The sequence below is a fragment of the Mesorhizobium sp. L-8-3 genome, from assembly GCF_016756615.1.
Lineage (GTDB): Bacteria > Pseudomonadota > Alphaproteobacteria > Rhizobiales > Rhizobiaceae.
On record NZ_AP023262.1, the window covers coordinates 1,135,493 to 1,159,396 of the forward strand.

General features: G+C 67.1%; 20 protein-coding genes. 9 read left to right on the top strand and 11 right to left on the bottom strand.

Features of this window, described 5'->3' with window-relative positions:
- Window positions 1–132: 132 nt before the first annotated feature.
- The 6 genes from JN302_RS05220 to JN302_RS05245 all read right to left on the bottom strand — a co-directional run bounded on the left by JN302_RS05220 (window position 133) and on the right by JN302_RS05245 (window position 5,684).
- Window positions 133–882 (bottom strand): SDR family NAD(P)-dependent oxidoreductase, encoded by a 750-nt coding sequence (locus JN302_RS05220; protein WP_202332196.1) that lies wholly within the window; start codon window positions 880–882, stop codon window positions 133–135.
- A complete protein-coding gene (locus JN302_RS05225) occupies window positions 879–1,697 on the bottom strand; it encodes a polysaccharide deacetylase family protein (protein WP_202332198.1) in 819 nt (272 codons plus the stop codon). Before JN302_RS05225 ends, JN302_RS05220 begins: the two co-directional genes overlap by 4 nt.
- A 13-nt stretch (window positions 1,698–1,710) precedes the next feature.
- Window positions 1,711–2,499, bottom strand: coding sequence for an ABC transporter permease (locus tag JN302_RS05230; protein WP_202310476.1), 789 nt, complete (start codon window positions 2,497–2,499; stop codon window positions 1,711–1,713).
- Window positions 2,496–3,362 (bottom strand): ABC transporter permease, encoded by an 867-nt coding sequence (locus JN302_RS05235; RefSeq protein WP_202332200.1) that lies wholly within the window; start codon window positions 3,360–3,362, stop codon window positions 2,496–2,498. The genes JN302_RS05230 and JN302_RS05235 overlap by 4 nt, the downstream gene beginning before the upstream one ends.
- Window positions 3,359–4,441, bottom strand: a complete 1,083-nt coding sequence (locus JN302_RS05240; protein ID WP_202332202.1) for an ABC transporter ATP-binding protein — start codon at window positions 4,439–4,441, stop codon at window positions 3,359–3,361. The genes JN302_RS05235 and JN302_RS05240 overlap by 4 nt, the downstream gene beginning before the upstream one ends.
- Window positions 4,442–4,664: 223 nt before the next feature.
- Window positions 4,665–5,684, bottom strand: a complete 1,020-nt coding sequence (locus tag JN302_RS05245) for an ABC transporter substrate-binding protein (RefSeq protein ID WP_202332204.1) — start codon at window positions 5,682–5,684, stop codon at window positions 4,665–4,667.
- A 291-nt stretch (window positions 5,685–5,975) separates the two neighbouring features.
- On the opposite strand from JN302_RS05245, the gene JN302_RS05250 reads away from it, so the two are divergent.
- A complete protein-coding gene (locus tag JN302_RS05250; RefSeq protein WP_244743005.1) occupies window positions 5,976–6,491 on the top strand; it encodes a MarR family winged helix-turn-helix transcriptional regulator in 516 nt (171 codons plus the stop codon).
- Window positions 6,492–6,846: 355 nt separating this feature from the next.
- Here the strand turns inward: JN302_RS05250 and JN302_RS05255 are convergent, their stop codons facing one another.
- The 3 genes from JN302_RS05255 to JN302_RS05265 all read right to left on the bottom strand — a co-directional run bounded on the left by JN302_RS05255 (window position 6,847) and on the right by JN302_RS05265 (window position 11,607).
- A complete protein-coding gene (locus tag JN302_RS05255; RefSeq protein WP_202332206.1) occupies window positions 6,847–9,261 on the bottom strand; it encodes an aldehyde dehydrogenase family protein in 2,415 nt (804 codons plus the stop codon).
- A gap of 65 nt (window positions 9,262–9,326) precedes the next feature.
- Window positions 9,327–10,322 (bottom strand): deoxyribose-phosphate aldolase, encoded by a 996-nt coding sequence (gene deoC / locus JN302_RS05260; RefSeq protein WP_202332208.1) that lies wholly within the window; start codon window positions 10,320–10,322, stop codon window positions 9,327–9,329.
- Window positions 10,323–10,608: 286 nt separating this feature from the next.
- Entirely contained in the window at window positions 10,609–11,607 is a 999-nt protein-coding gene (locus JN302_RS05265; protein WP_202332210.1) for a sugar-binding transcriptional regulator, read from the bottom strand.
- A 212-nt stretch (window positions 11,608–11,819) separates the two neighbouring features.
- Between JN302_RS05265 and JN302_RS05270 the strand changes: the two genes are divergently transcribed.
- The 4 genes from JN302_RS05270 to JN302_RS05285 all read left to right on the top strand — a co-directional run bounded on the left by JN302_RS05270 (window position 11,820) and on the right by JN302_RS05285 (window position 16,243).
- The gene (locus tag JN302_RS05270; RefSeq protein ID WP_202332212.1) at window positions 11,820–13,391 is read left to right on the top strand and encodes a 5-guanidino-2-oxopentanoate decarboxylase; all 1,572 of its coding nucleotides are present in this window, start codon (window positions 11,820–11,822) and stop codon (window positions 13,389–13,391) included.
- Window positions 13,392–13,406: 15 nt separating this feature from the next.
- Window positions 13,407–14,315, top strand: coding sequence for a fatty acid desaturase family protein (locus JN302_RS05275; protein ID WP_244846209.1), 909 nt, complete (start codon window positions 13,407–13,409; stop codon window positions 14,313–14,315).
- Window positions 14,316–14,454: 139 nt separating this feature from the next.
- Entirely contained in the window at window positions 14,455–15,432 is a 978-nt protein-coding gene (locus tag JN302_RS05280) for a complex I NDUFA9 subunit family protein (RefSeq protein ID WP_202310491.1), read from the top strand.
- 388 nt (window positions 15,433–15,820) lie between these two features.
- Window positions 15,821–16,243, top strand: coding sequence for a YciI family protein (locus JN302_RS05285; RefSeq protein ID WP_202334200.1), 423 nt, complete (start codon window positions 15,821–15,823; stop codon window positions 16,241–16,243).
- Window positions 16,244–16,361: 118 nt separating this feature from the next.
- On the opposite strand, the gene JN302_RS05290 is transcribed toward JN302_RS05285, so the two are convergent.
- Window positions 16,362–17,690: an IS4 family transposase gene (locus JN302_RS05290; RefSeq protein ID WP_202331169.1), complete on the bottom strand. Its 1,329-nt coding sequence runs from the start codon at window positions 17,688–17,690 to the stop codon at window positions 16,362–16,364.
- A 291-nt stretch (window positions 17,691–17,981) separates the two neighbouring features.
- Complete coding sequence (locus JN302_RS05295) at window positions 17,982–18,788, bottom strand: undecaprenyl-diphosphate phosphatase (protein WP_202332214.1); 807 nt, start codon at window positions 18,786–18,788, stop codon at window positions 17,982–17,984.
- A gap of 377 nt (window positions 18,789–19,165) precedes the next feature.
- Between JN302_RS05295 and JN302_RS05300 the strand changes: the two genes are divergently transcribed.
- The 4 genes from JN302_RS05300 to mepA all read left to right on the top strand — a co-directional run bounded on the left by JN302_RS05300 (window position 19,166) and on the right by mepA (window position 23,173).
- The gene (locus JN302_RS05300) at window positions 19,166–19,858 is read left to right on the top strand and encodes a glutathione S-transferase family protein (protein ID WP_202310497.1); all 693 of its coding nucleotides are present in this window, start codon (window positions 19,166–19,168) and stop codon (window positions 19,856–19,858) included.
- Window positions 19,839–21,023: a tRNA epoxyqueuosine(34) reductase QueG gene (queG, locus tag JN302_RS05305; RefSeq protein ID WP_202332216.1), complete on the top strand. Its 1,185-nt coding sequence runs from the start codon at window positions 19,839–19,841 to the stop codon at window positions 21,021–21,023. The genes JN302_RS05300 and queG overlap by 20 nt, the downstream gene beginning before the upstream one ends.
- The gene (locus JN302_RS05310) at window positions 21,020–21,934 is read left to right on the top strand and encodes an SDR family oxidoreductase (RefSeq protein WP_202332218.1); all 915 of its coding nucleotides are present in this window, start codon (window positions 21,020–21,022) and stop codon (window positions 21,932–21,934) included. Before queG ends, JN302_RS05310 begins: the two co-directional genes overlap by 4 nt.
- A 159-nt stretch (window positions 21,935–22,093) precedes the next feature.
- A complete protein-coding gene (gene mepA / locus JN302_RS05315) occupies window positions 22,094–23,173 on the top strand; it encodes a penicillin-insensitive murein endopeptidase (RefSeq protein ID WP_202332220.1) in 1,080 nt (359 codons plus the stop codon).
- Window positions 23,174–23,904: the final 731 nt, after the last annotated feature.

Sequence of the window (23,904 nt, forward strand, 5' to 3'; positions counted from 1 at the left end):
ACCTCCCCCCTTGAGGGGGAGATGTCCGGCAGGACAGAAGGGGGTGCGCCGCTCCCGACAGAATGTCCTCATTCAACCTGTCATGCACTGTGACAGGATTCATGCGACACGCTGCAAGCACTTTCGGGTCCTCTAGTGAAACGTGCGGCCGCCATCGACCGCCAGCGCGGCGCCGGTGATGTAGGAGGCGTCGTTGCTGGTGAGGAAGGCGATTGCCGCCGCGATCTCGTCGGGGTCGGCGATGCGCGCCAGCGCGTAGCGGTCGCGCACGGCGGCAAGTGCGGCTTCCGAATTGGCCTCGGGCAGGGAGGAGCGGAAGAGATCGGTCTCGACGGCGCCGGGGCAGACCACATTGACCCTGACGCCGAAATCGGCCGCTTCCATGGCCAGCGCCTTGGAGAACATCTGCAGCCCGGCCTTCGAGGCGCAATAGGCCGTGCGGTCCCGAAGCGGCTGCAGGCCGGCGCCGGAGGAGACGTTGACGACGCTGCCGCCGCCGGCGCGCCTCAAATACGGCAGCGCGGCGCGGCAGACCAGCATCGGGCCGGTGAGATTGACCGATATCACGCGCTGCCAGTCATCGTCGCTCATGGCTTCGAGCGGCGCAAGGAGATCGACGCCGGCCGAGTTGACGACGCCGTCGAGCCCGTCGAGCAGCTTTGCGGCTTCATCGACGGCAGCAGCGAGCCCGGCCGGATCGGAGAGATCGGCGACGAGGGGAAAGAGCCCCGCGCGCCGGTCGAGCGCCGCCAGCGCGTCGGCGTCGCGGTCGAGGCAGGCGACCTTGGCGTCGCCGGCCAGGAAACGCGACACGCTGGCCCGGCCGATGCCGCGCGCGCCGCCCGTGACGAGAATCCTGCGGCCTGTGAAATCCTGCGTCATGCCGCGCGCTCCAGGCCGGGGCGCATGTCTTCCACCATCTCGTCGCAGCGGCCGATCCAGACGTCGCCATGGTCGAGCGCATGCTTGATCAGGCCTTCGAGCACGCCGATGCGCGAGGGCTGGCCGATCATCTCGGGGTGCATGCCGACCATCATCATGCGCTTCTCGGCATAGAGCACGTCGAACTCAGCCTTCCACGCCTCGAGCAGGGCCGACGGCGCCTGCATGGTGCGTCCCGGCAGCACGATCGAATACTGGAAGAAGGGTGCGTCATCGAGGACCCAGCGGAAGGGCAGCTCGACGATTTTGGTGCGCTTGCCTTCGACCGTGTGGATATAGGGCGAGTCGTCGTCGAAGAAGTTCGAGGAATAGTCGAAACCGTATTCGACGAGCATCGGCATGGTGACGGCGCTGATCTCGGCGGCCGGCGAGCGCCAACCGCGCGGCGCCCGGCCCGTCACCCGCCTGATCGATTCGAAACCCTTCTCCATCTCCTCGCGCTCCTGCTCGGGCGTGAGGTTGAGGATCCAGGCATGGCTGTAGCTGTGATGGGCGATCTCGTGCCCGCCCTCCAGGATGCGCTCCATGAGCTCCGGGCGCTGGTCGATGATGAGGCCGGGGATGAAGAAGGTGGTTTTCAGCCCGTAGCGCGCGAGCAGCTTGAGCACGCGGTCGGTGCCGACCTTCCAGCCATAGGCGCCCTGCGACATGAGGATGGGGCGGGAGGCGTAATTGGGGTCGCGCGCCGTCCACATGGTTTCGGCATCGAGGTCGAATGTGAGGAAGAGGGGAAAGCCCCGGCTGGTGAGATGCATGGCAAAGATCCGTTCAAACGAAGCGGTGGAAGCCGGTCCAGCGCTCGGCGATCAGGAGCACCGCCGCGGTGGCGATAATGAGCAGGGTCGAGACGGCCGCGACGCTGGGATCGACACCCATCTCGACGGAGGTGAAGATGAGGATCGGCAAGGTGGTCTGCCTGGGGCCGGCGAGGAAGATGGTGACCGGCACGTTCTCCATCGAGGTGACGAAGGCGAAGAGCGCGCCGGCGACGAGACCGGGTTTGATGAGCGGCAAAGTGACGAGCCGGAACGCGGTGAAGCCGTCGGCGCCGAGCACGCGGGCGGCCTCCTCGACCGACAGGTCGATGCCGGAAAGGCTCGCAAGCGCGGAGCGCACGATATAGGGCACGGTGATGACGACATGCGCGACGAGCAGCACCAGGAAACTGCCGCGCAGCCCGACAAGCGTGAAATATTGCAGCAGCGCCACGCCGATGACCACGGAAGGAATGATCAAGGGCGACATCAGCAGCGAGGTGAGCGCTTCCGAGCCCGGGATCATGCGGCGGAAGATGGCGTAGGACGCCGCGACGCCGAGCGCCAGCGAGACGATCGTCGACCCGACCGCCAGGATGAGGCTGATGCGGATGGCCGAGAGATAGGTGCTGTCGGTCAGCACCGCCGAGAACCATTTCAGCGTCCAGCCCTGCGGCGGGATGGTCAGGTAGGAGGTCTCGCTGAAGGAGGCGAGCATGACGACGACGACGGGGATCTGGAGGAAGACCACCACCAGGAGCGCGATCGACGTGACGGGGAAGCCGGGGCGCTGCTCGTTCATGCCAGGCCCGCCCAACGTTTGGTCATGCGGCTCGAAGCCCAGATGATGAGGATGGTGACCAGCGCCAGCGAGAAGGAAAGCGCGGATCCGCTCGGCCAGTCGAGAAGCTGCATATATTCGTCATAGATGAGCGTCGCCATGACCTGGTAGGTCGGCCCGCCCAGCATGCGCGGGGTGACCAGCGCGCTGATCGTCAGCACGAAGACGAGGATCGATCCGGCGATGATGCCGGGCGCGGTCAAGGGCAGCGTCACGGCGCGGAAGACGTGGAAGCGGCTGGAGCCCAGCGTCGCGGCCGCCGATTCCACGTCGCGCGGCACGTTCTGCAGCGCGGCCGCCAGCATCAGCACCATGAAGGGCAGGTAGATGTGGGTGAGCCCGATCATCACGCCGGTCAGGTTGAACATCAGCTTCAGCGGCGAAGCGATCAGCCCGAGATCCATCAGGAGGTTGTTGACGACGCCGCGATTGGTCAGGAGCACGATCCAGCCGAAGGAGCGCACGACGAGGTTGAGCATCAGCGGGAAGATGACGAGCAGCGTGAGCGGCAGCCGCCAGCGCGGATGGCCGCGCACGATGAGATAGGCGACGGGATAGCCGAGCAGCAGGCAGGCCAGCGTGACGCCGATGCCGAGGCCCAGCGTGCGCAGCACGACCTCGCGATAGTAGTCGTCGGCGAGGATGCGGACATAGTTCCCGACCGTCCAGCTTCCAGCAACGACGCCGGTGCCGGGCAGGTATTCCCGGAAGCTCGTCGGCGCCAGAAGGACGAGCGGGATGAAGAAGGCGGCGGCCAGCACGAGGAACAGCGGCGAGAAGAGCAGCAGGCCGGTACGCAGCCGGGTCATGGCCGCGCGTTTCATGGCCGGGTATCTCTTGACTGCGGGGGCTCCGCCAGGACCAGCACATCCCCGGGACGGACCTCGAGCGTCACCTGGTCGCCCTGGGCGAGCCGGCTCGCCGGGCCGGAGGACGCGGCCTCGACCACGATCTCGTGGCCGCCGGCGATGCGGACGACATATTGCACCTGCGCGCCGGAGAAGGAGCGCAGCGCGACCAATCCGGGAATGCGGTTGGCATCGGGGTCGCCCGACGGGGTGAGGCTGACCGCCTCCTGGCGGATGAAGATGTCGACATCAGCGCCTTCGGCGCCAGCCTTGCCGTCGGTCCTGAGGCGGAGGTCGCCGCCCAGCAGAACCGCGCCGTCGCGGACCGTGCCCTTCATGCGGTTGGGCTTGCCGATGAAGCTCGCCACGAAGGCCGTCGCCGGGCGGCGGTAGATCTCCTCGGGCGGCGCGAATTGCTGGATGACGCCGTCATGCATGACGCAGACGCGATCCGACAGGCTGAGCGCCTCGGCCTGGTCGTGGGTGACGAAGAGCGTGGTGATGCCGAGTTCGCGCTGCAGCCGCTTCAATTCGATCTGCATCTCGTCGCGCAGCTTGGCGTCGAGATTGGAGAGCGGCTCGTCGAAGAGCAGCACGCTCGGGCGCGGCGCGATGGCGCGCGCCATCGCCACGCGCTGCTGCTGCCCGCCCGAAAGCTGGCGCGGGTAACGCTCGCCGTAGCCGGCCAGCCGCACCATCGCCAGCGCCTCGGTCACGCGGCCCTTCAGGGCCTCGCCGGCCTCGCCCTTGCGGCGCAGGCCGAAGGCGACGTTCTCGAAAACGGTCAGATGCGGGAACAGCGCATAGGACTGGAAGACCAGGCCGATATTGCGCTTGTTGGGCGGAAGGCCGGTGACCTCGCGGGCGCCGATGCGGATCGAGCCGCCGCTCGGCGTGATCAGGCCCGCGACCATGCGCAGGATCGTGGTCTTGCCGCAGCCGGACGGTCCCAGCAGGGAGACGAATTCGCCTTCGGCGATCGCCAGCGAAACGTCCTTGACGACGCTGACGTCGCCGTAACGCTTCACCACGTGATCGAGGGTAAGGTTGCTCATGGCATCAACCGGGAGCCCGGCGCGAGCGCCGGCTCCCGCCCTATCTGTTGTCCACGCATCGGTTTTGTCCCGACAACGGGTCCACTTTCGGGTCCGATGCTCCAAGCAGACCATTCCTTGGCAAGCCAACGAATGGTCTGCTCAGACCTTTGTCTTGTCGCAGATTCTTGTCGGAAAACCGTGGGACACTTTTCCGGAATCTGCTTGGCCGGCACTCTAGCGGTCAGCGCAGAACTTCGCGCTGCCAGCGGCGCGTCCATTCCGGCAGCCTCGCGGCCATCTCGTTGGGATCGAGGAAGAGCATCTTGTCCAGCGCCTCGCCGCTCGGCACGATGGCGGTGACTTCGTCGGAAAGCTCTACCTTCTTGTTCACCGAGCCGATGAACTGGCGCTCGGAGAAGCATTTCTGGTTCGCCGCGTCGAGCACCGTGTCGATGAACTTCAGCGCGAGTTCCTTCTGCTCGGTGCCCTTGGGGATCATGATCGCCGGGCGGATACCGACGGCGCCCTCTTTGGGATAGGCGGCGGCCAGCGGAAGGCCCTTCGTCGTCGCGACGCCGGCACGGTCGGGATACCAGACGGCGATGTCGATCTCGCCGCGTTCGAACAGCGACACCACCTGGTCGGCCTGGGTGTAGAGCAGCACGGAATCCTTCGCCAGCGGCTTGATCTTCTCGACGCCGGGGGTGATGTCGTCGAGCGTGCCGCCGGCCATCTGGTTGACGGCGGCGAGGAACTGCCAGCCGGTCGTGCCCGATATGTCGCCGATGGTGACGCGGCCCTTGTATTTGGGGTCGAACAGGTCGTTCCAGGATGTCGGCGGCGTGGTGATCTTCTCGCGGTTGTAGATGATGGTGGTGGCGCCCAGCATCGCCGCGACATAGGCATCGTCCTTGCCCCATGCGCCGTCGATGATATCGGGCGCGTTCGTCAGCTTCGCGCGCTCGAGCGGCTCGAGCAGCCCCTCATTGGCCACCTGGACGGCGAAGGCGTCGTCGGCGAACACGACGTCCATGTCGGAATCGCCCGCGGTCGCGCGGATCGCGGCCGCCTGCTGCGCCGAATTGGCGAGCTTGGTGACGACCGTCGCGCCGGTCGCCTTTTCGAAGGGGTCGATGTAGCAGGCCTTCACATTGTCGGCGAAGGAACCGCCGAACTCGCCCAGGACGAGTTCCTGCGCGGAGGCGGCCGAGACGGCCGTGAAGACAGCGGCAGTTGCAAGCAGCTTGGCAGACAATTTCATCGAAAATTCTCCCATTGTTCGAGCCTCCTCGTCAGCGCCTTCTGGGGACGCCGTTGATCGGGAAAAGCTAACACCGACAAAATTATCTTTCAAGAAAGAAATTGAAAAGGTATTCTATCTTTTCGTGACGCTTGTTCGCCCGGCCGACGGCGGCTAAGCCTTTCGGCAGGCAGCGCGCCGCGTGGAGAAGGATTCTCGCGGCTCGCCGCAGGTTCTTGACTTGGCACATGACTTTTCCCGCAACCGCTGCGCAGTTTCGGGAGGCATGTTTTGGATTCGAGGGGAAGGTCGTTGGACGAACCCGTCTTGCGTTATTGGGAACTGGATCGCGTCGGCCGCGGCATGGCGGCCTGGAACCGCGAGCGCCCCGATATCGACTGCAGCGGCAAGGCCGTCGTCGGCCGGATCCTGCATCTCCACGACATCATCCTGCGGGCGGTCGACCGGACGCTGGCCAGGCACGGCCTCAAATATCCGGTCTATGCGGTGCTCGCCACGATCCGCGTTTCGGGCCCGCCCTACCGCATGTCGCCGACGGAGCTGCTGTCGACGCTGCTGGTGACATCAGGCGGGCTCTCGAACCTGCTTCGCCGCATGGAAGCAGACGGCTATGTCAGGCGCATGGCCGACAAGCGGGACGGCCGCGGCGTCATCGTCGAGCTGACCGAAAAAGGCATCGCGGTCGCCGACGCCAGCATGGCCGACCATGCCGCAGTGGAGCGCGAACTGGCCGAATGCCTGCCGCCGGAGCTGCAGGACACCGTCGCCAAGGCGCTCGGGCTGATGATCACCGTCGCGGAGCGGTGATGGGGCTGGCTTGGCCATGCCTGCGATCCCTTGCATCCGAGCTACCCCTCACCCTTGCATCGGAGCTACCCCTCATCCGACCGCGCTTCGCGCGGCCACCTTCTCCCACAAGGGGAGAAGGGAACGCTGCGGCAGCGCTTCCGCCAGTCGCCAACGTTGGCGATTTGCGGAGCGGGCAAGGCCATGCTCCTGCCTTCTCCCCCTGTGGGAGAAGGTGGCCGCGCGAAGCGCGGTCGGATGAGGGGTACTTCCACGATGGCCGCCAGCCGTGAGAAGCTGCCGGTCCACCCTCCGCAGCTGCTGCGGAGGACGGGCAGGCGGATGAGGGGCGGCGCCACCGGTCAACCCCGCGGCATCACTCGCCGTAGGGCACCCAGACATTCTTCACCTGCAGGGCGCGGCGCAGGAAGAGGCGGCCCTGCCCTTCGGTGTCGCTTTGCCAGTCGCGGGCGCGGCCGCCATTGACCCAGGTGACCTTGAGGTTGCCGGCGGACGCCTTCTCGACCATGGCGCTGCCGGAGGCCGTGCCGAAATACCACATCGCGGCGACCTCGTCGTGCTCGGCGAGCGTACGGGCGAGCACGTCGCGCTCGCCGGTGACGATGTTGACCACGCCGGCCGGCACGTCTGACGTATCCAGCACCTGGCAGAAATCGGTCGCGACCAGCGGGTGGGTTTCCGAGGGCACGACGACGACCCGGTTGCCCATGGCGATGGCAGGCATGACCAGCGAGACGAAGGAAAGAAGCGGCATGGCCTGCGGGCAGGCGATGCCCATCACGCCGAAGGGCTCGTTCATGGCGAGCGTGACATGGCCGGACTTCGTCTGGTGGACGAGACCGTCGGTCTTGTCGGCCTGCGCGGCATACCAGAAAGAGCGGCGGATGCTCGTCTCGACCTCCCGCGCCGCGGCGTCCTTCGAAACGCCCGTAAGGCTTCGCAGCCTCGTCTCGAATTCGGCCTGGCGGGCGGAGAGGTTCTCGGCGACGTAAAAGAGCACCTGCGCCCTGTTGTGGCCGGTGACCTTGCCCCAGTCGCCCGCCTTCGCCGCCGCCTCGACGGCGTTGCGGATGTCCTTGCGGTTGCCGAGACCGGCGAGGCCGGCCGGCTTGCCGTCGCGGCCCGACACCACATAGCTGTAGCCGGAATCCGGACGCGCCTGTTTGCCGCCGACATAGAGCTTGGCGGTGCGGTCGATGACTGGGCGGTCGACGATGGGGCTCGCCTGCTCAGGCGCGGGCAGCGTGTCGGTGTGCGCGGCAAACGCCGTTTTCTCCTCGGCCGCCTGTCCGCTCGTCTTTTCGGCGGGATCGGAAAGATATTCCAGCATGCCTTCGCGACCGCCCTCGCGGCCGAAGCCGCTTTCGCGGTAGCCGCCGAAACCGGCCCCGGCGTCGAAGATGTTGGTCGAGTTGAGCCAGACCACGCCGGCCTTGACCGACGCGGCGATGTCGAGCGCGAGGTTGATGTTTTCGGACCAGATCGAGGCGGCGAGGCCGTAGCGCGTGTTGTTGGCGAGCGCGACGGCCTCGTCGGGCGTGCGGAAGGTAGTGAGGGTCGCGACCGGCCCGAAGATCTCCTCCTGGGCGAGCGTCGAGGCCGGCTCGACGCCGGTGAGCAGCGCCGGCGAATAGAAGCTGCCCTTCTCGGGCAGGGCGCAGGCGGCCTGGTGGAGCCGCGCGCCTTCCGCCTCGCCCTTGCCGACCAGCATCTTGATGCGGTCGAGCTGGACGGGATGGACGATGGCGCCGATATCGATCGACTTGTCGAGCGGATCGCCGACCCGTAGCGTCTCCATGCGCGCCTTGAGCTTGGCCGTGAAGCGCTGGGCGACGGCTTCCTGCACCAGGATGCGCGAGCCGGCGCAGCAGACCTGGCCCTGGTTGAACCAGATCGAATCCACCACGCCCTCGACCGCGCCGTCGAGATCGGCATCGGCAAAGACGATGAAGGGCGACTTGCCGCCGAGCTCCAGCGTCAGCTTCTTGCCGGTGCCGGCGGTCGCCTCGCGGATCAGGCGGCCGACCTCGGTCGAGCCGGTGAAGGCGATCTTGTCGACGTCGCCATGGGCGACAAGCGCCGCCCCCGCGGCGCCGTCTCCTGTCACCACATTGACCACGCCTTTTGGCAGGCCGACCTCGCGGCAGACCTCGGCGAAGGCGAGCGCGGTGAGCGGCGTGTATTCGGCCGGCTTCAGAACAACCGTGTTTCCCGCGGCCAGCGCCGGCGCGATCTTCCAGGCGAGCATCAGCAGCGGAAAATTCCAGGGGATGATCTGGCCGCAGACGCCGAGCGCCTTCGCCCCGGGGAACTCGCTCTCGACGAGCTCGGCCCAGCCGGCATGGTGATAGAAATGGCGTGCCGCCAAGGGCACGTCGATGTCGCGGCTCTCGCGGATCGGCTTGCCGTTGTCCATCGATTCCAGCACGGCGAAGAAGCGCTCGCGCTTCTGGATGGTGCGGGCGATGGCATAGAGGTAACGCGCGCGGTGATGGCCCGAGAGGCCCGACCAGGCGGGGAAGGCGGCGCGTGCCGCCGCGACGGCGGCATCGACATGCGCCGCCGAGCCGGCGACGGTGCGGGCGATCACGGCGTCGCTCGCCGGATTGGCGACGTCGATGAAGGCGGCGTCGGCCGGCACGGCAAAGGCGCCGTCTATGAAATGGCCGAAGCCCGTCTCGTGGCGGGCGAGCCAGGCGAGAACGTGATCGTTCGCCTCGGGCGCCGGGCCGTACTCCATTGACTTCATGATGCTGGCGATGGCGGGCATCCGCAGACTCCTGGTCGATCAATCAATATGCGTGAGCGCTCGTTGCGCGTCCCAATGGACGCGACCTAGGCAAGCGCGTGGCGCGAGGACGCGGCGTAGCGTCCGGTGACATGGTGCTCGAGCTGGCGCTCGATATCGGCGAGCATGGAGCTCGCACCGAGCCGGAACAGGTCTGATACAAGCCAGCGCGCGCCGAGCTCCTCCTTCATCAGGATGAGCCAGGACAGCGCGTCCTTGGCCGTGCGCATGCCGCCGGCCGGCTTGAAGCCGACCGCATGGCCGGTGCGCTCGTGATAGTCGCGCAGCGCACGGATCATGACGAGGCTGACGGGCAGCGTGGCATTGACCTCCTCCTTGCCGGTGGAGGTCTTGATGAAATCGGCGCCGGCCTGCATCGCCACCATCGAGGCCATGTAGACATTGCGCAGCGTCTTGAGGTCGCCGGTGGCGAGGATGGCCTTGAGATGGGCGGGCCCGCAGGCCTCGCGCATCTGCGTGACCTCGTCGTGCAGCGCCTGCCAATCGGCTTTGAGCACATGCTCGCGGGTGATGACGATGTCGATCTCGGACGCGCCCTCGGCCACGGCCCAGCGGATCTCCTCCAGCCTGAGCCTCAACGGCATCAGACCGGCGGGAAAACCGGTCGCCACCGAGGCGACGGGGATGCCCGAGCCGTCGAGCGCCCTGACGGCGGCCGGGACCATGGTCGGATAGACGCAGACCGCGCCTGTCGTCGGCGGGTTGCCGGAAAGGCCGAGCGCCTCGGTCAGGTCCTCGCGCAGCGGACGGCGCGCCTTGGCGCAGAGCCGGCGCACGCGCGCTTCGGTGTCGTCGCCGGCGAGCGTGGTGAGATCGATGCAGGTGATGGCCTTCACCAGCCAGGCGGCCTGGTGGTCCTTCTTGACCGAGCGGCGCGTAAGAAGCGTCGCCGCGCGCCTTTCGGCAGCGCTGCGGTTCACCGCCGCCGCGTCGAACCAGTCGCGCTGGAGCGCCGTGCCGGGATTGCGGGGCGTGTTGGAGAGGTGTGCCGGCGCAGCGGCGCCCAGGGTTTCATGTTTCATGTGCGAACTCTCTTTGCATGCACGTCGCGAAAGGACCCCTCATCCGACCTCGCTTCGCGAGGCCACCTTCTCCCACAAGGGGAGAAGGGAACGCGCTGCAGCAGCGTCTCGGCCAATCGCAAACGTTGACAATTTGCAGAGCCGGCCAAGCCAGGCACCAGCCTTCTCCCCTTGTGGGAGAAGGTGGCCTCGCCTGACAGGGCGAGGTCGGATGAGGGGTGCCGCAGTGCAGAAACATCTCGCGCGAGAAGGTGGCGGCAGCGTCGAAATCGAATTTGTTGAGCCCTCACCCATCCACGTGCTCCAGCGCGAAGCGGGCTGTCGCCTCGTCGGTGACGAGGACGTTCATGTAGCGGGCCCTGAGGCAGGCGAGCACCAGGGCGTGCTTGGGCTTGCCGGCGGCGATGGCGATGGCGCGCTGTTTGGCGCGGAGGGCTTCGAGGCGCAGGCCGATGGTGCGCTGGTCGAGCTCGGGGTCGGCGATCTCGCCGCGCGCGTCGATGAAGCGGCCCAAAAGGTCGCCGACGGCGCCCCGGCCGGCCAGCCGGTCGATGTCGGCGGGCTCGATGTATCCGGAGCCGACCAGCACGTTCTCATGGGACAGCGCGCCCATGGAGAAGCAGACGACCGGCGCCTGCCCGGCGAGATCGAGCACGCGGGCGATGATCGGGTCTTCTTCCAGCACCTGGCGCGTGCTGGCCTTGCCGACGATCGCCGGGACCGGCAGCAGCGAGGCGACGCCGTTGCCGCTCCGGGCGAAGGCCTCGGCAACCATGTTGTTGCGCTGCGAGGAAGAGCGCAGGGTCGTGGCGCCGTTGACCAGCACGACATGGACGCCGTCGTTCCATTTGGGCGGCAGCCAATGCGCCACGGCGGCCATGGTGCGGCCCCAGGAGACGCCGATCAGCGGCAGGCGCGGCTGGATCGAGGCGATGTAGCGGCCGGCGGCCTCGGCGACGAATTCGAGCGCGGTGGCGTCGTCTTCGCCGGAACCGGGGCCGGGACCAGGCACGACCACCGCCTCGCGCAGGCCGAAGGCGCGCTGCAGCCCGGTTTCCAGATCGGGACGACGCTTGGAGCGGGGCACGATCTCGATGCGCACGATGCCTGATGCCCGCGCCTCCTCGAGCAGCCGGGAAACCTGCCAGCGCGTCAGGCCGAGTTCGGCCGCCACCTCGGTGCGCGTCTTTTCCAGGTCGTAGAACAGCTTGGCCGCCTGGACCATGAGCTGCTCGCGCTGCTCGTCCGACGGGAGGCGAACGGAAGCAGCCTCTTCCGCGCTCATCGCCGATCTCCACGCTTGGTCATGATCGCTCCCAAATCTCACATATGTGAGATTGTTGCTCACAAGTGATATGAATGCCTAATGCAAGGGGCTTTTGCTGTCAATCGTGGCGGACCTGCCGCCGGCGTAACGGATGACAGGCCGTCACTCTTGAGATCGGCCAGGCCATAGGTCATCGTCGCATCCGAGGAAACGGCCGGGAGGAGGCGGTAATGACCACGGTGGGGGAGGCCCTTATCGCACTGCTCGAAGCCCACGATGTCGACACGGTCTTCGGCATACCGGGCGTGCATACGGTCGAGCTCTATCGCGGACTGGCGCGCTCGCGGATCCGCCACGTCACGCCGCGCCACGAACAGGGTGCCGGCTTCATGGCCGACGGCTATGCGCGGGTCTCCGGCCGGCCGGGCGTCGCTTTCGTCATCACCGGCCCCGGTATCACCAACACCATCACGGCCATGGCCCAGGCGCGTGCCGACTCCGTTCCGATGCTGGTGATTTCAGCCGTCAACGCGCTGCCGACACTCGGCAAGGGGCTCGGCTTGCTGCATGAGCTGCCCGACCAGCGCGGCATGATGGAGAAGGTCGCGCTGTTCTCGCATCGCGTCGAGCAGGGCGCCGAGTTGCCCGAAGTGCTTCACCGGGCGTTCTCGCTGTTCGCCTCCGGACGGCCCGGGCCGGTCCATATCGAGGTTCCGCTCGATGTGATGGGCGGGCCCTGCGAGCCGCTGGAGGCGCTTGCCGTGACGGCCGCCCCGCCGCCGCCCGATGCCGGGCTGATCGACGAGGCGGCAAACCGGGCGGCCGCCTCCCGCCACCCCCTCATCCTGGCCGGCGGTGGCGCGAAACGCGCCGGGGCGGGGCTCACGCGCCTTGCAAAGAAACTCGACGCGCCTGTCGTCACCACGGCCAATGCCCGGGGCCTGCTCCACGGCCATGCGCTTGGCGTCCCCGCCAGCCCCAGCCTCCTTGCCGTGCGCGCCATGATGGCGGAGGCGGATTTCGTGATCGCGGCCGGCACCGAGTTCGGCCCGACGGATTACGACATGTATGCCAATGGCGGTTTCGTGCTGCCGCCCAATCTCGTGCGCATCGACATCGACCAGGCCCAGCTCGACCGCCGGCCCGGCCCTTTGACGATCCGCGCGGATTGCGCGCTCGCCCTCGACGCTCTGGCCGAGGCGGTCCAGCCCGCCACCGGCGACGGGGCGGCGCGGGCGGTGGCCGCGCGCGCGGCCGCACTCGGCGAGATCGGCGCCGAGATGCGCGGACAGGTCGCGGCGGTCGAGATGATCCGCGATGCGCTGCCCGGCGCCTTCATCGTCGGCGACTCCACCCAGCCGGTCTATGCCGCCAATCTCTATTACGACCATGACCGGCCGGGCGGCTGGTTCAACGCCGCCACCGGTTATGGAGCGCTGGGCTTCGGCCCGCCGGCCGCGATCGGCGCCGCGCTCGCGGCACCCGATGCGCCCGTCGTGTGCCTCTCCGGCGACGGCGGTTTCCAGTTCACCTTGCCGGAGCTCGGCGCGGCACTCGACGCCGAGGCACGGGTCATCTTCGTCGTCTGGAACAATCGCGGCTATCGCGAGATCGAGACCTCGATGCGCGACGCCGGCGTCGAGCCGGTCGGCGTGTCACCGGTCCCACCCGATTTTTCGAGGATCGCGGCCGCCTACGGCCTGCCGGCCGAACGGCTCCATGGCGTCGAAGGGCTGCCCGCCGCGCTCGGACGCGCCCGCGCCGCCGTCAAGCCGGCATTGATCGAACTGCTGATTCCGTGACAGACTCCGCCCAGCATGGACGAAAGCCGGGACATCGACCACAGGGCGATCATCGCATCGCTTTCGGCGGCCGAGCGCGCGGAGCTCACCGGGCGCCGCGACGCGCCGGGGCTCTTCCGTTTCGCCGCGCATTTCGGCGGTATCCTGGTCGGCGCGGCATTGATCCTCGCCGGCATCCCGTTCTGGTGGCTTGTCCTGGTGCCGCAAGGCATATTGATCGTCTTCCTGTTCACTACCCTGCATGAGGCGATCCACGAGACCGCCTTCCGCTCGGGCCGTCTCAATCAAGCGGTTGCGGCGATTGCCGGGTTCCTGGTGCTGATCCCTCCAAGCTGGTTCCGCTATTTCCATTTCGCGCACCACCGGCACACCCATGATCCCGACAACGATCCGGAGCTGATGAGCCCGAAGCCGGAGACGGCGGCGCAATATCTCACCTATCTCTCAGGCATCCCGCTGTGGATCGGCATGGCGAGGACGATGCTGCGCAACGCGTTCTTCGGCAGCGCCGAGCCCTATGTGCCCGAAAAGGGCCGGGCCAAGGTAAAACGCGAGGCGCGGCTCTTCCTCCTGCTCTATGCCGTGCTGGCGATGGGCTCGGTGGCGGCAGGCTCGGTCGCGCTGCTGTGGGTCTGGGTCGTGCCCGCCCTGCTCGGCCAGCCGTTCCTGCGCGCCTATCTGCTCGCCGAACATGCCCGCTGCCCGCATGTCGCCAACATGCTGGAGAACACGCGCACCACCTTCACCACCGCATTGGTCCGCTTCGTCGCGTGGAACATGCCCTATCATGCTGAGCACCATGCCTATCCGGCGGTGCCGTTCCACAAGCTGCCGCGCTTCCACGAGGTGGTTCGGGCCCATCTCAGGGTCACCGAACGGGGCTATATCAGCTTCAATCGCAAGTTCTGGGCCGAGCTCGATTGAAGGGTGCGTGTGGTGCGTCCCGGAAATCGAACCCGATTTTCGGGCCGATGCGCCGGCGGCGAAACTGACCTTTGCCTTCCCCGGAAAACCGACTATGAAGCGGCAGACAGCCCGCGCTCGAACCATTCCGGAGCCAGCCATGACGGAAATTCTCCAGACCCCGAAACTCATCACGGTTTTCGGCGGTTCCGGATTCGTCGGCCGCCATGTGGTGCGGGCCCTGGCCAAGCGCGGCTACCGCATCCGCGTCGCCTGCCGCAGGCCCGATCTTGCCGGTCATGTGCAGCCGCTCGGCAATGTCGGCCAGATCCAGCCCGTGCAGGCCAATGTGCGCGTGCGCTGGTCGGTCGACCGCGCTGTGGAAGGCGCCGACCATATCGTCAACCTCGTCGCCATCCTGCATGAGGGCGGCCGCCAGCGCTTCACGACCGTGCACGAATTCGGCGCCCGCGCCGTCGCCGAGGCGGCCCGCGCCGCCGGCGCCGGCCTCACCCATATCTCGGCGCTGGGTGCCGCGCACAGCTCGCCCTCGATCTACGCCCGCACCAAGGCGGCCGGCGAGAAGGCCGTGCTCGACACGGTGCCCGATGCCGTCATCTATCGGCCCTCGGTCATCTTCGGCCCCGAGGACGCCTTCTTCAACCGCTTCGCCGGCATGAGCCGCTTCTCGCCGTTCCTGCCGCTGATCGGCGGCGGCACGACCCGCTTCCAGCCGGTCTTCGTCGGCGACGTGGCCGAGGCCGTGGCGCGCTCCGTCGACGGGGCCGTCAAGGGCGGCACGATCTATGAGCTCGGCGGTCCGCAGGTGAAGACCTTCCGCGAATGCATGGAAGAGATGCTGCAGGTGATCGGGCGCGACCGCGTGCTGCTTACCATTCCCTGGTGGGCGGCGCGCATCCAGGCGTCGATCCTCGGCCTGCTGCCCAATCCGCTGCTGACGCCGGACCAGGTGACGCTGCTCCAGAGCGACAATGTCGTGTCGAAGGCGGCGGAAGAGGAGGGCCGGACCTTCGACGCCCTCGGCATCCAGCCGCAGTCGACGGCCTCGATCCTGCCGACCTATCTGTGGTCCTACCGGCCCGCCGGGCAGTTCACCCGCAAAAACAACGAAACCTGACTCCTCCCGGCCGATCGCGCGAGGACCGGATTCGGCGGCATCCACCGCTCGAAAATGTGCGCCCGTTCGAGCAATAGGGGCGGCGGCCCGGAACTTTTTCGCTTCGGTGTCGATTTTTGAAGTCTATGTTCGTCGTCTTGATGCGAGGCAGCTGGCGCTTCGCTAGAGCATTTCCGTTTTTCTCCGAATCGCGGAAATGCTCTATCTCCCTGTTTTCACGCAATTCCGGACGCAAACCGCTGCGCACTTTTGCTGGAATTGCTCTACAGCATGTCGCGTGAAAAAGGATTTACGCGACATGCTGTAGATTCTTGATTTTGCGCATGTCTTTATCCCGAAACCGCGGCACACTTTCGGGAGACATGCTTTAGATCAAAGGAAAAAGATGATGCGCGTGATGGTATTGGTGAAGGCGACCGAGCAGAGTGAAGCGGGCGAGATGCCCTCGACCGAACTGCTCGATGCGATGACCAGGTACAATGAGGAGCTGGTGAAGGCCGGCATCATGGCCGGCGGCGACGGGCTGAAGCCCTCCTCCTTCGGCAAGCGCGTGACCTTCGACGGGGCAAGCCGCACCGTGACCGACGGCCCCTTCGCCGAGACGCGCGAGCTGATCGCGGGCTACTGGCTGTGGAACGTCAAGGACATGACCGAGGCGGTCGAATGGGTGAAGCGATGCCCCAATCCGATGCCCGGGAAGAGCGACATCGAAATCCGTCCCTTCTTCGAGATGGAGGATTTCGGCGAGAACCTGACGCCGGAGATCGCCGAACGCGAGGCACGGCTGCGCGAGCAGACCGAGGGGCGGTAGTTTTGTTGGGGCGCGCCCTGCGCTTGTAGCGCACGAAAGCCTCGAAATTCGGCAGTCGGTGCGGCTGAATTACCCCTCATCCGACCTCGCTTCGCGAGGCCACCTTCTCCCACAAGGGCTAGCGTGCGCACACATCTATCTGTGGTTGAAGGCTTCTGGCCAAGGCAAAACCCTCGGCGATGGCGTGGAAGCGTCGGAGGCCACGGGTGAATGTAATGGGGCCCGGGGGCCGTTCGCTGGCATAGCCGGTCCATCCGCCGAGCCGGGCAATGCCCCAGGCGGCCCAGGCGAGGCTGTGTCGGGGGTGCGGGTTCTTCTGCTTTTCGGTCCTGCCTTCGAGCCTGCGGATCAGCGCCTCGAGGACGGTGATCTCGGCCGGATCGAACAGCCGCGCCGCCTCGAAGGCGGCGCCGGCCGCATCGCGGCCATGGACGAGTTGCATGACCCTTGTGGCGGCGACCAGCGTGGTTGCAGCCAGTCGTTCGAGCGCCTCGCCGTCGGCAAGCAGGCTTTCCTCAACATCGATGGCCTGCGACTTCAGGGTTCGAAACAGCTGTTCGATGGTCCAGCGCCGGCGGTAGAGGTCGACGATGCGGGCGGCATCGGCCAGCGTGGTGACGCTGTGGGTGGTCAGCAGCCGCCAGATCACCGCCTCCTTGGGCGATGGCGGATCGATCTCGCGCACCTCCACGATGTTGAGGCTGAGCGAGCGCGGATCGCGCCGGTCGGCGCCGGTCTTGGGCTGGCGTATGCTGGCCTGGCCAAAGCGGACGGCGAGGGTGACGGTGCGTCCCGGCCGGCCGGGGCGGGCCTCCAGTTCGAAGACGAGACGGCCGGCTTCGGGCTGTTTGGCGATTTCGGCGAACAGGCGGCCGTGCTCGGCAAGCGCCCGATCCTTGGTGGCGCGGATCAGCACATGCGTGCGCGCGTCGGGCAGCCGGGCGAACACTTCGTAGATGTCGCCCTCGCGGTCGGCGATCACCGTGGCAAGCGGCGTCTCGGGCAAGGCCCGGCGCGCCGCCTGGGCGGTGGCGAGCCATTTGTGGCTTTCCTTGTCCTCGATCGGCAGCGCCTGATAGTTCGCCTGCTTGGGCTTGGTGCGCCGCCAGATCGTGGCACCGGCAAGGCCCAGCACGCTGCCGTCGGCGGCATCCACAGCCAGCGCCGGATGCACGAACAGGCCGACATCGGTGCCGTTGCCGACCCGGCCAAGGCCGCGCTTGCGCAAGGCCTTGGCCTGATAGTTGATCTCGCTGGTATCCTCGATGATCAGCACGTGACGCCCGGCCGCCGCTTCGCCGGCTCGGGCCGCCGCGGTGCGCAGGATCTCCAGCGGGCTCACGCGCGGATTGCCAAAGAAGCGCGTGAACGCGATCTTTTCGGCGCGTGTGTCGGCCAACTGACGCAGGCTCGTGCTGATCCGCGTGCATACGCGCTCCAGCACCATGTCCCCCTTTTTTGCAGGCGCAGGTCGCTGAAGTGTCCAAGACGCAACAGTGCCACAGTCGATGTCTCCCGAATCAACAACGGCAGATACAGAATCACAAACGATTCAACGGCTTCAAGCCACGATCACCACAAATCCCTCTTGACAGCACAACGAACCACTTGTGTGCACACGCTAGCCCCCTGTGGGAGGAGGTGGCCTCGCGAAGCGCGGTCGGATGAGGGGTTCTTTCGCGATACGATAGCGGGATCGGCTGCCTGCGGGGTGGGATCAGTCCCGGATTCCCGACGCTCACCCCCACACGTAAAGCGCGACGAGGCCCAGCGCGCCGACGATCAGGCGCCACCAGCCGAACAGCGCGTAGCCGTGGCGGGAGACGTAGTCGAGCAGGTAGCGCACGACGATCACCGCCATGACGAAGGCGGCGATGAAGCCGGTGGCGATGACGGGCAGGTCGGCCGCCGACAAAATGTCGCGGTTCTTGAAGAGGTCGTAGGCGAAGGCGCCGGCCATGGTGGGCATGGCCAGATAGAAGGAGAATTCGGCCGCGGAGCGCTTGTCGGCGCCGAGCAGCAGGCCGCCGACGATGGTCGAGCCCGACCGCGAGGTTCCGGGGATCATGGCCAGGCACTGGATCAGGCCGATGCCGAAACAGACCGAAAGCGGAAATTCCTTCACGTCGTGATAACGCGGCTTCGGCGCCCAGCGGTCGACCCACAGAAGCACGACGCCGCCGATGATCAGCATGACGCAGATCAGCTTCGGCGTCTCGAACAGCACCGTCTTGATGAAATCATGCGCCAGCGCGCCGATGACCGCGGCCGGCAGGAAGGCGACCAGCACGCCGAGCACGAATCTCTGCGTGGTCCGGCTCGTCGGCAGGTCTGCCGCGATCCTGAGGAGCCGCGAGGCGTAGACGGTGAGGATCGCCAGGATGGCGCCGAGCTGGATCAGCACCTCGAAGGCCTTGCCGGTCGACTGGAAGCCCAGGAAATGACCGGCCAGCAGGATATGCCCGGTGGAGGAGACGGGGATGAATTCGGTCAGCCCCTCGAGCAGGCCGAGCATGAGGGCATCGACGATCGTCTGGTTTTCCATGAGCTCACCTTGGTCTGGTCGGGGTCTGGTCGGAGGCCAGGTCGGGGAACGGTCTTCCTGAGGGTCTATTGTTCCGGCACCGGGGCGCGCCCGTGTCCGGGCACGGCCCGGCGGCCGGCTGGAATCGCGGCCAAGACTTACGTCCCTCGAAACGAAATGGCCAGCCCGCATTTCTCGCGCCCGGCATGGGACCGGTCCCGCTCAGGGGCGAACGGCCGCGACGTTCGACGGCGCGGTTGCGGGTCCGATGAGGCGAAATGGGCGATTGTCCGTGCTTGCCCCGTCGCCCGCATCGCGCTACGCACATCTCCTGCCCCGCCGGTCGTGAGCCGGCCAAAGCCAGAAGATGCGGGCCGGAGCCCGCCACATCACGGACCATGCTGACGCTTTTTCATCATCCCCTTTTCGCCTCCTGCCGCTTCGTCCGCCTGTCCTTCGGCGAATATGGCGAGGAACTGGCGCTGATCGAGGAGAAGCCCTGGACCCGGCGCAAGGAGTTCCTGACGCTCAATCCGGCCGGCACGCTGCCGGTGCTGCTGGCCGAGGGTGATGTGCCGATCATCGGCGCGAGCGTGATCGCGGAATATCTCGACGAAACGCGCGGCGTGCTCAAGCGCGAGAGGCGGCTGCTCGCGGAGGATCCAATGGACCGCGCCGAAATCCGCCGGCTCGCCGACTGGTATCTCACCAAGACCGAGAGCGAGGTGACGCGCCATCTCGTGCGCGAGCGCGTGCTGAAGCCGCTGATGGCAAGCGGGCAGGGCGGCGGCTCGCCCGATTCGGGGGCGATCCGCGCCGCCCGCGCCAATATCCGCCAGCATATGAAATACACCAACTGGCTGGCCGGGACCCGCAACTGGCTGGCCGGCGCCCGGCTCACCTATGCCGATCTCGCCGCGGCGGCTTCGCTTTCCGTGCTCGACTATCTCGGCGAGATCGACTGGACGGAGCATCCCGCGGCGCGCGACTGGTATACGCGGGTGAAGTCGCGCCCATCCTTCCGGCCGCTGCTCGCCGACCGCGTGCGCGGCCTGTCCCCGGTATCGCATTATGCGGATCTCGACTTCTGACGGAAAAAAACCGCGCACGACGTTGCGCGATTTCATCGAAAGCGAGGCGCGCCGCGCCGGTTTCGACGCCGTCGCCGTCACCGCGCCCAACGCCATCCCGCAGGCCGCGGCCCGACTGCGCGCCTTTGTGGAAAGCGGCCAGCACGGTTCGATGGACTGGATCGCCGCAACGCTCGACCGGCGCGCGAGCCCGTCGGCCCTGTGGCCGCAGGTCCGCTCGATCGTGGTGCTCGGCATGAATTACGGCCCGGACGCCCACCCGCGCGACATCCTCTCCAGACGCGACCGTGCGGCGATCTCGGTCTATGCCCGCAACCGCGACTATCACGACGTGATCAAGGGCAGGCTCAAGGAGATCGCCGGCAAGATCGTGGCCCGCGCCGGCGGCGGCGTGAAGGTCTTCGTCGACACCGCGCCGGTCATGGAGAAGCCCCTGGCCGAGGCCGCCGGCCTGGGCTGGCAGGGCAAGCACACCAATCTGGTGAGCCGCGAGCTCGGGTCCTGGCTGTTCCTCGGTACCATCTTCACCACGGCGGTGCTCGAGCCGGACGAGCCTGAGCCGGACCATTGCGGCTCCTGCCGCGCCTGCCTCGACGTTTGCCCGACGGATGCCTTCCCGGCCCCCTATCGGCTCGATGCGCGACGCTGCATCTCCTATCTGACCATCGAGAACAAGGGTCCGATCCCCCTCGAATTCCGCGAGGCGGTCGGCAACCGCGTCTATGGCTGCGACGATTGCCTGGCCGCCTGCCCCTGGAACAAATTCGCCCGCGCGGCTTCCGAAGCCAAGCTCGTCGCCCGCGAGGATCTCAAGGCGCCGTCGATCGCCGGGTTGCTCGAGCTCGACGACGCCGGCTTCCGCGCGCTGTTCTCCGGCTCCCCGGTCAAGCGGATCGGCCGCGACCGCTTCATCCGCAACGTGCTCGTCGCGGCGGGCAATTCCGGCGATGCCGGGCTCGTCAAGCGCTGCGAGGAACTCGCCGCCGATCCTTCGCCGCTGGTGCGCGGCGCAGCCGTCTGGGCCCTGTCGAAGCTCGCCCCACGCGAACGGCTGCTTGAGCTCGCGGCGCAATCCAGGACAATCGAGGCCGATCCCGACGTTCGCGCGGAATGGGATCTGGCGACGGCATCCTCCAAACCGGAAAGGCACTCGGTCCCGGCATGACCCAGAACGTCTTCATCTTCGGCGCCGGCTATTCCGGCAAGGCAATCGCTGCGGCACGGCCGGCCGGCACCGCGGTTTCGGGCACAACGCGCTCACCGGAAAAGCTCGAATCCCTGCGCCGGGCGGGCATCGCGCCGCATCTGTTCGACGGCACGCATCTCACCTCCGAAACGGCCGAGGCGCTTGCCGACACCACCCATCTCGTCGTTTCGGCCGCGCCCGGCGAGGGCGGAGACCCCGTGCTCGCCGCCGCCCAGGAGACCATCGGGAGCGCCATGCCGCGGCTCGAATGGATCGGCTATCTGTCGACCGTCGGGGTCTATGGCGACCATCAGGGCGCCTGGGTCGACGAGACCACGGAGTGCCGGCCGGTTTCCGGACGCTCCCGGGCGCGCGTGGCAGCCGAAGCCGCCTGGCTGGCGCTCGGCGCCGAGACCGGCCTGCCGGTGGCGGTGCTGCGCCTGTCGGGCATCTACGGGCCCGGCCGCAACGCCTTCGTCAATCTCGAACAGGGCACGGCCAAGCGCCTGATCAAGGCGGGGCAGGTCTTCAACCGCATCCATGTCGCCGATATCGCCGGCGCGCTCTGGCACATCGCCGGCCGCGGCGCGGGCGGCGCCTTCAACGTCACCGACGACGAGCCGGCCCCGCCGCAGGACGTCGTCGCCCACGCCGCCCGGCTGATGGGCGTGGCGCCGCCGCCCGAGATTCCTTTCGAGACCGCCCAACTTTCGCCCATGGCGCGGTCTTTCTACGGAGAGAACAAGCGGGTCTCGAATGCGAAGCTGAAGGCTGAGGGCTACCAGCTCCGCTTTTCGGACTATCGCGCCGCCCTCGGAGCGATGTGGGCGGACGGAAGCTGGAGAGGTGCCGGGGATGCCGACGCGAGAAGCCCGATGCGCAGCGACTGAAGGAGCTGTCGCGGCGGCTCGTTTACATTCTGGTAACCAGGCAGGTGGAGAGTCGAAGGGAGCGCCACGCGTCCCAAGGGCACGCAAGGAACGCTCCCAGATGTCAGTGCTGCGCATCGCACGGCCGATGCCGCAGCGAAAGCCGGCGGAGAGCGGACGATGACCCCAATGCAGCGACTGCGGCGCCTCACGATCGGCGGCTCGGCGGCCCTTGCCGCGCTTGCCATGCTGCCGGCCCCCGCCTCCTCCGAGCAACTTGCGAAGAACCTATTCGGCAGCCAGAAGCTGCCGGCCGCCACCGCCGCACGCTCCTATGGCTTCTACAGCAAGGGCTGCTTCTCGGGCGGCGTCGCCATCGCCACCGACGGCCCTGCCTGGCAGGCCATGCGCCTGTCGCGCAACCGCCGCTGGGGTCACCCCACGATGATCAACCTGATCGAGAAGCTGTCGCGCGAGGCCAGGAAGGACGGCTGGCCGGGCCTGCTTCTGGGCGACATCTCGCAGCCGCGCGGCGGGCCGATGCTGACCGGCCACGCCTCGCACCAGATCGGGCTCGACGCCGACGTCTGGCTCACGCCCATGCCGAGCCGCCGTCTCTCGGCGAGCGAGCGCGAGAACATGAGCGCGACCTCGGTGATCAGGAAAGGCGGGCTGACGGTCGACGAGCGTCTCTGGACACCGGCCCATGCCAGGCTGCTGCAACGCGCGGCGAGCTATCCCGAGGTCGAGCGCATCCTCGTCCATCCCGGCATCAAGAAGAAGCTCTGCGACACCGTCACCGGCGACCGCTCCTGGCTGCGCAAGATCCGGCCCTTCTGGGGCCACGACTACCATTTCCACATCCGCATCGGCTGCCAGCCCGGCTCCAGCGGCTGCAAGGAGCAGGAAGCGACGCCGCGCGGCGACGGCTGCGACAAGTCTCTGGCCTGGTGGTTCACGGAAGAGCCGTGGCGCCCCAACAAGAATCCGGACAAGCCCAAGGCCCGCGACATCATGACGATGGCGAGCCTGCCCAGGGAATGCCGGGCCGTGCTTGAGGCACCGTCGCCGGTGTCGGAGGCGGCGGTGACCGTCGGCGGCGACGGCACCGCGCTGGCTGCCGCTCCGTCCCGGGAACTCGAGCAGTCCGGCACCGCGGCGATCGCGCCCGCCGCACCGCCGGTCGCGGCCAGCGCCTATGCGCCTGACCTCGGCAGACGGGCGCCGATCCCGCAGCCTCGGCCCCGGGTCGATCCCTGAAGCATGTCTCCCGAATGTGGTCACCGGTTTTCGGGGAAAGGACATGTGTCAAATCAATGACATGCAGCATGTCGCGTGAATCCTTTCACAGCACACCACAGGGTGAATGAGGGCGCCCTTGTCGGGGCGGCGCCTCTGTGCTGCCGGACATCTCCCTCAAAGGTTGGAGATTGGCCGTCATCCATCACGGTGCTCTCGCACCACTGTGTCGAAGACGACCGGTGCACATGATGAGCCGGAGACACGCGGCCCGAAGTAGCCGACAGCGCCGCCCTATCCTCGTCATTCTCGGGCCAGCAGGCGCGCGCAGCGAGCCGCAGGTGACCCGAGGATCCATGCGTTGAGATCGCGGCCGACTCCTTCGATGCAAATGCCGGTGTAGAATGCTGAAGGGGCCTGGGTGGAGTTGCGAGCCATCCCGCTTCCTCGACCGCCGGCGGTCTTCCGCTCTGTCACGGCATGGATCCACGGGTCAGCTCCGGCTTCGCTTCGCTCGCCTGCGCGCCCGTGGATGACGATGGGTGGGACGTTGTCGCCAATCGCCGCCGACAGCTCTGCCGTGTACTGTGGAAAACGGGCCACGCTACACACTTTAGGCGTCGCCTTCAGGGATTTCGCTATCCCGGACTTTCCTTGCCGGAGCGTGTTGGCTATAGGGTTCAACCGATTTAGGTTGGCACTTGGTTCACGCAATTCCGGACGCGAAACCGCGTCACACCCTTGCTGGAATT

Bases quoted from the DNA above. Each gene is read 5' to 3' on its own strand.
- JN302_RS05295 (WP_202332214.1), bottom strand. From the start codon at position 18,788: ATGGAAAACCAGACGATCGTCGATGCCCTCATGCTCGGCCTGCTCGAG.
- JN302_RS05290 (WP_202331169.1), bottom strand. From the start codon at position 17,690: ATGGTGCTGGAGCGCGTATGCACGCGGATCAGCACGAGCCTGCGTCAG.
- queG (WP_202332216.1), top strand. From the start codon at position 19,839: ATGCGGATCTCGACTTCTGACGGAAAAAAACCGCGCACGACGTTGCGC.
- JN302_RS05245 (WP_202332204.1), bottom strand. From the start codon at position 5,684: ATGAAATTGTCTGCCAAGCTGCTTGCAACTGCCGCTGTCTTCACGGCC.
- JN302_RS05265 (WP_202332210.1), bottom strand. From the start codon at position 11,607: ATGAGCGCGGAAGAGGCTGCTTCCGTTCGCCTCCCGTCGGACGAGCAG.
- JN302_RS05235 (WP_202332200.1), bottom strand. From the start codon at position 3,362: ATGAAACGCGCGGCCATGACCCGGCTGCGTACCGGCCTGCTGCTCTTC.
- JN302_RS05225 (WP_202332198.1), bottom strand. From the start codon at position 1,697: ATGCATCTCACCAGCCGGGGCTTTCCCCTCTTCCTCACATTCGACCTC.
- JN302_RS05255 (WP_202332206.1), bottom strand. From the start codon at position 9,261: ATGCCCGCCATCGCCAGCATCATGAAGTCAATGGAGTACGGCCCGGCG.
- deoC (WP_202332208.1), bottom strand. From the start codon at position 10,322: ATGAAACATGAAACCCTGGGCGCCGCTGCGCCGGCACACCTCTCCAAC.
- JN302_RS05240 (WP_202332202.1), bottom strand. From the start codon at position 4,441: ATGAGCAACCTTACCCTCGATCACGTGGTGAAGCGTTACGGCGACGTC.
- JN302_RS05220 (WP_202332196.1), bottom strand. From the start codon at position 882: ATGACGCAGGATTTCACAGGCCGCAGGATTCTCGTCACGGGCGGCGCG.
- JN302_RS05275 (WP_244846209.1), top strand. From the start codon at position 13,407: ATGGACGAAAGCCGGGACATCGACCACAGGGCGATCATCGCATCGCTT.
- JN302_RS05270 (WP_202332212.1), top strand. From the start codon at position 11,820: ATGACCACGGTGGGGGAGGCCCTTATCGCACTGCTCGAAGCCCACGAT.
- JN302_RS05310 (WP_202332218.1), top strand. From the start codon at position 21,020: ATGACCCAGAACGTCTTCATCTTCGGCGCCGGCTATTCCGGCAAGGCA.
- mepA (WP_202332220.1), top strand. From the start codon at position 22,094: ATGACCCCAATGCAGCGACTGCGGCGCCTCACGATCGGCGGCTCGGCG.
- JN302_RS05280 (WP_202310491.1), top strand. From the start codon at position 14,455: ATGACGGAAATTCTCCAGACCCCGAAACTCATCACGGTTTTCGGCGGT.
- JN302_RS05300 (WP_202310497.1), top strand. From the start codon at position 19,166: ATGCTGACGCTTTTTCATCATCCCCTTTTCGCCTCCTGCCGCTTCGTC.
- JN302_RS05285 (WP_202334200.1), top strand. From the start codon at position 15,821: ATGCGCGTGATGGTATTGGTGAAGGCGACCGAGCAGAGTGAAGCGGGC.
- JN302_RS05230 (WP_202310476.1), bottom strand. From the start codon at position 2,499: ATGAACGAGCAGCGCCCCGGCTTCCCCGTCACGTCGATCGCGCTCCTG.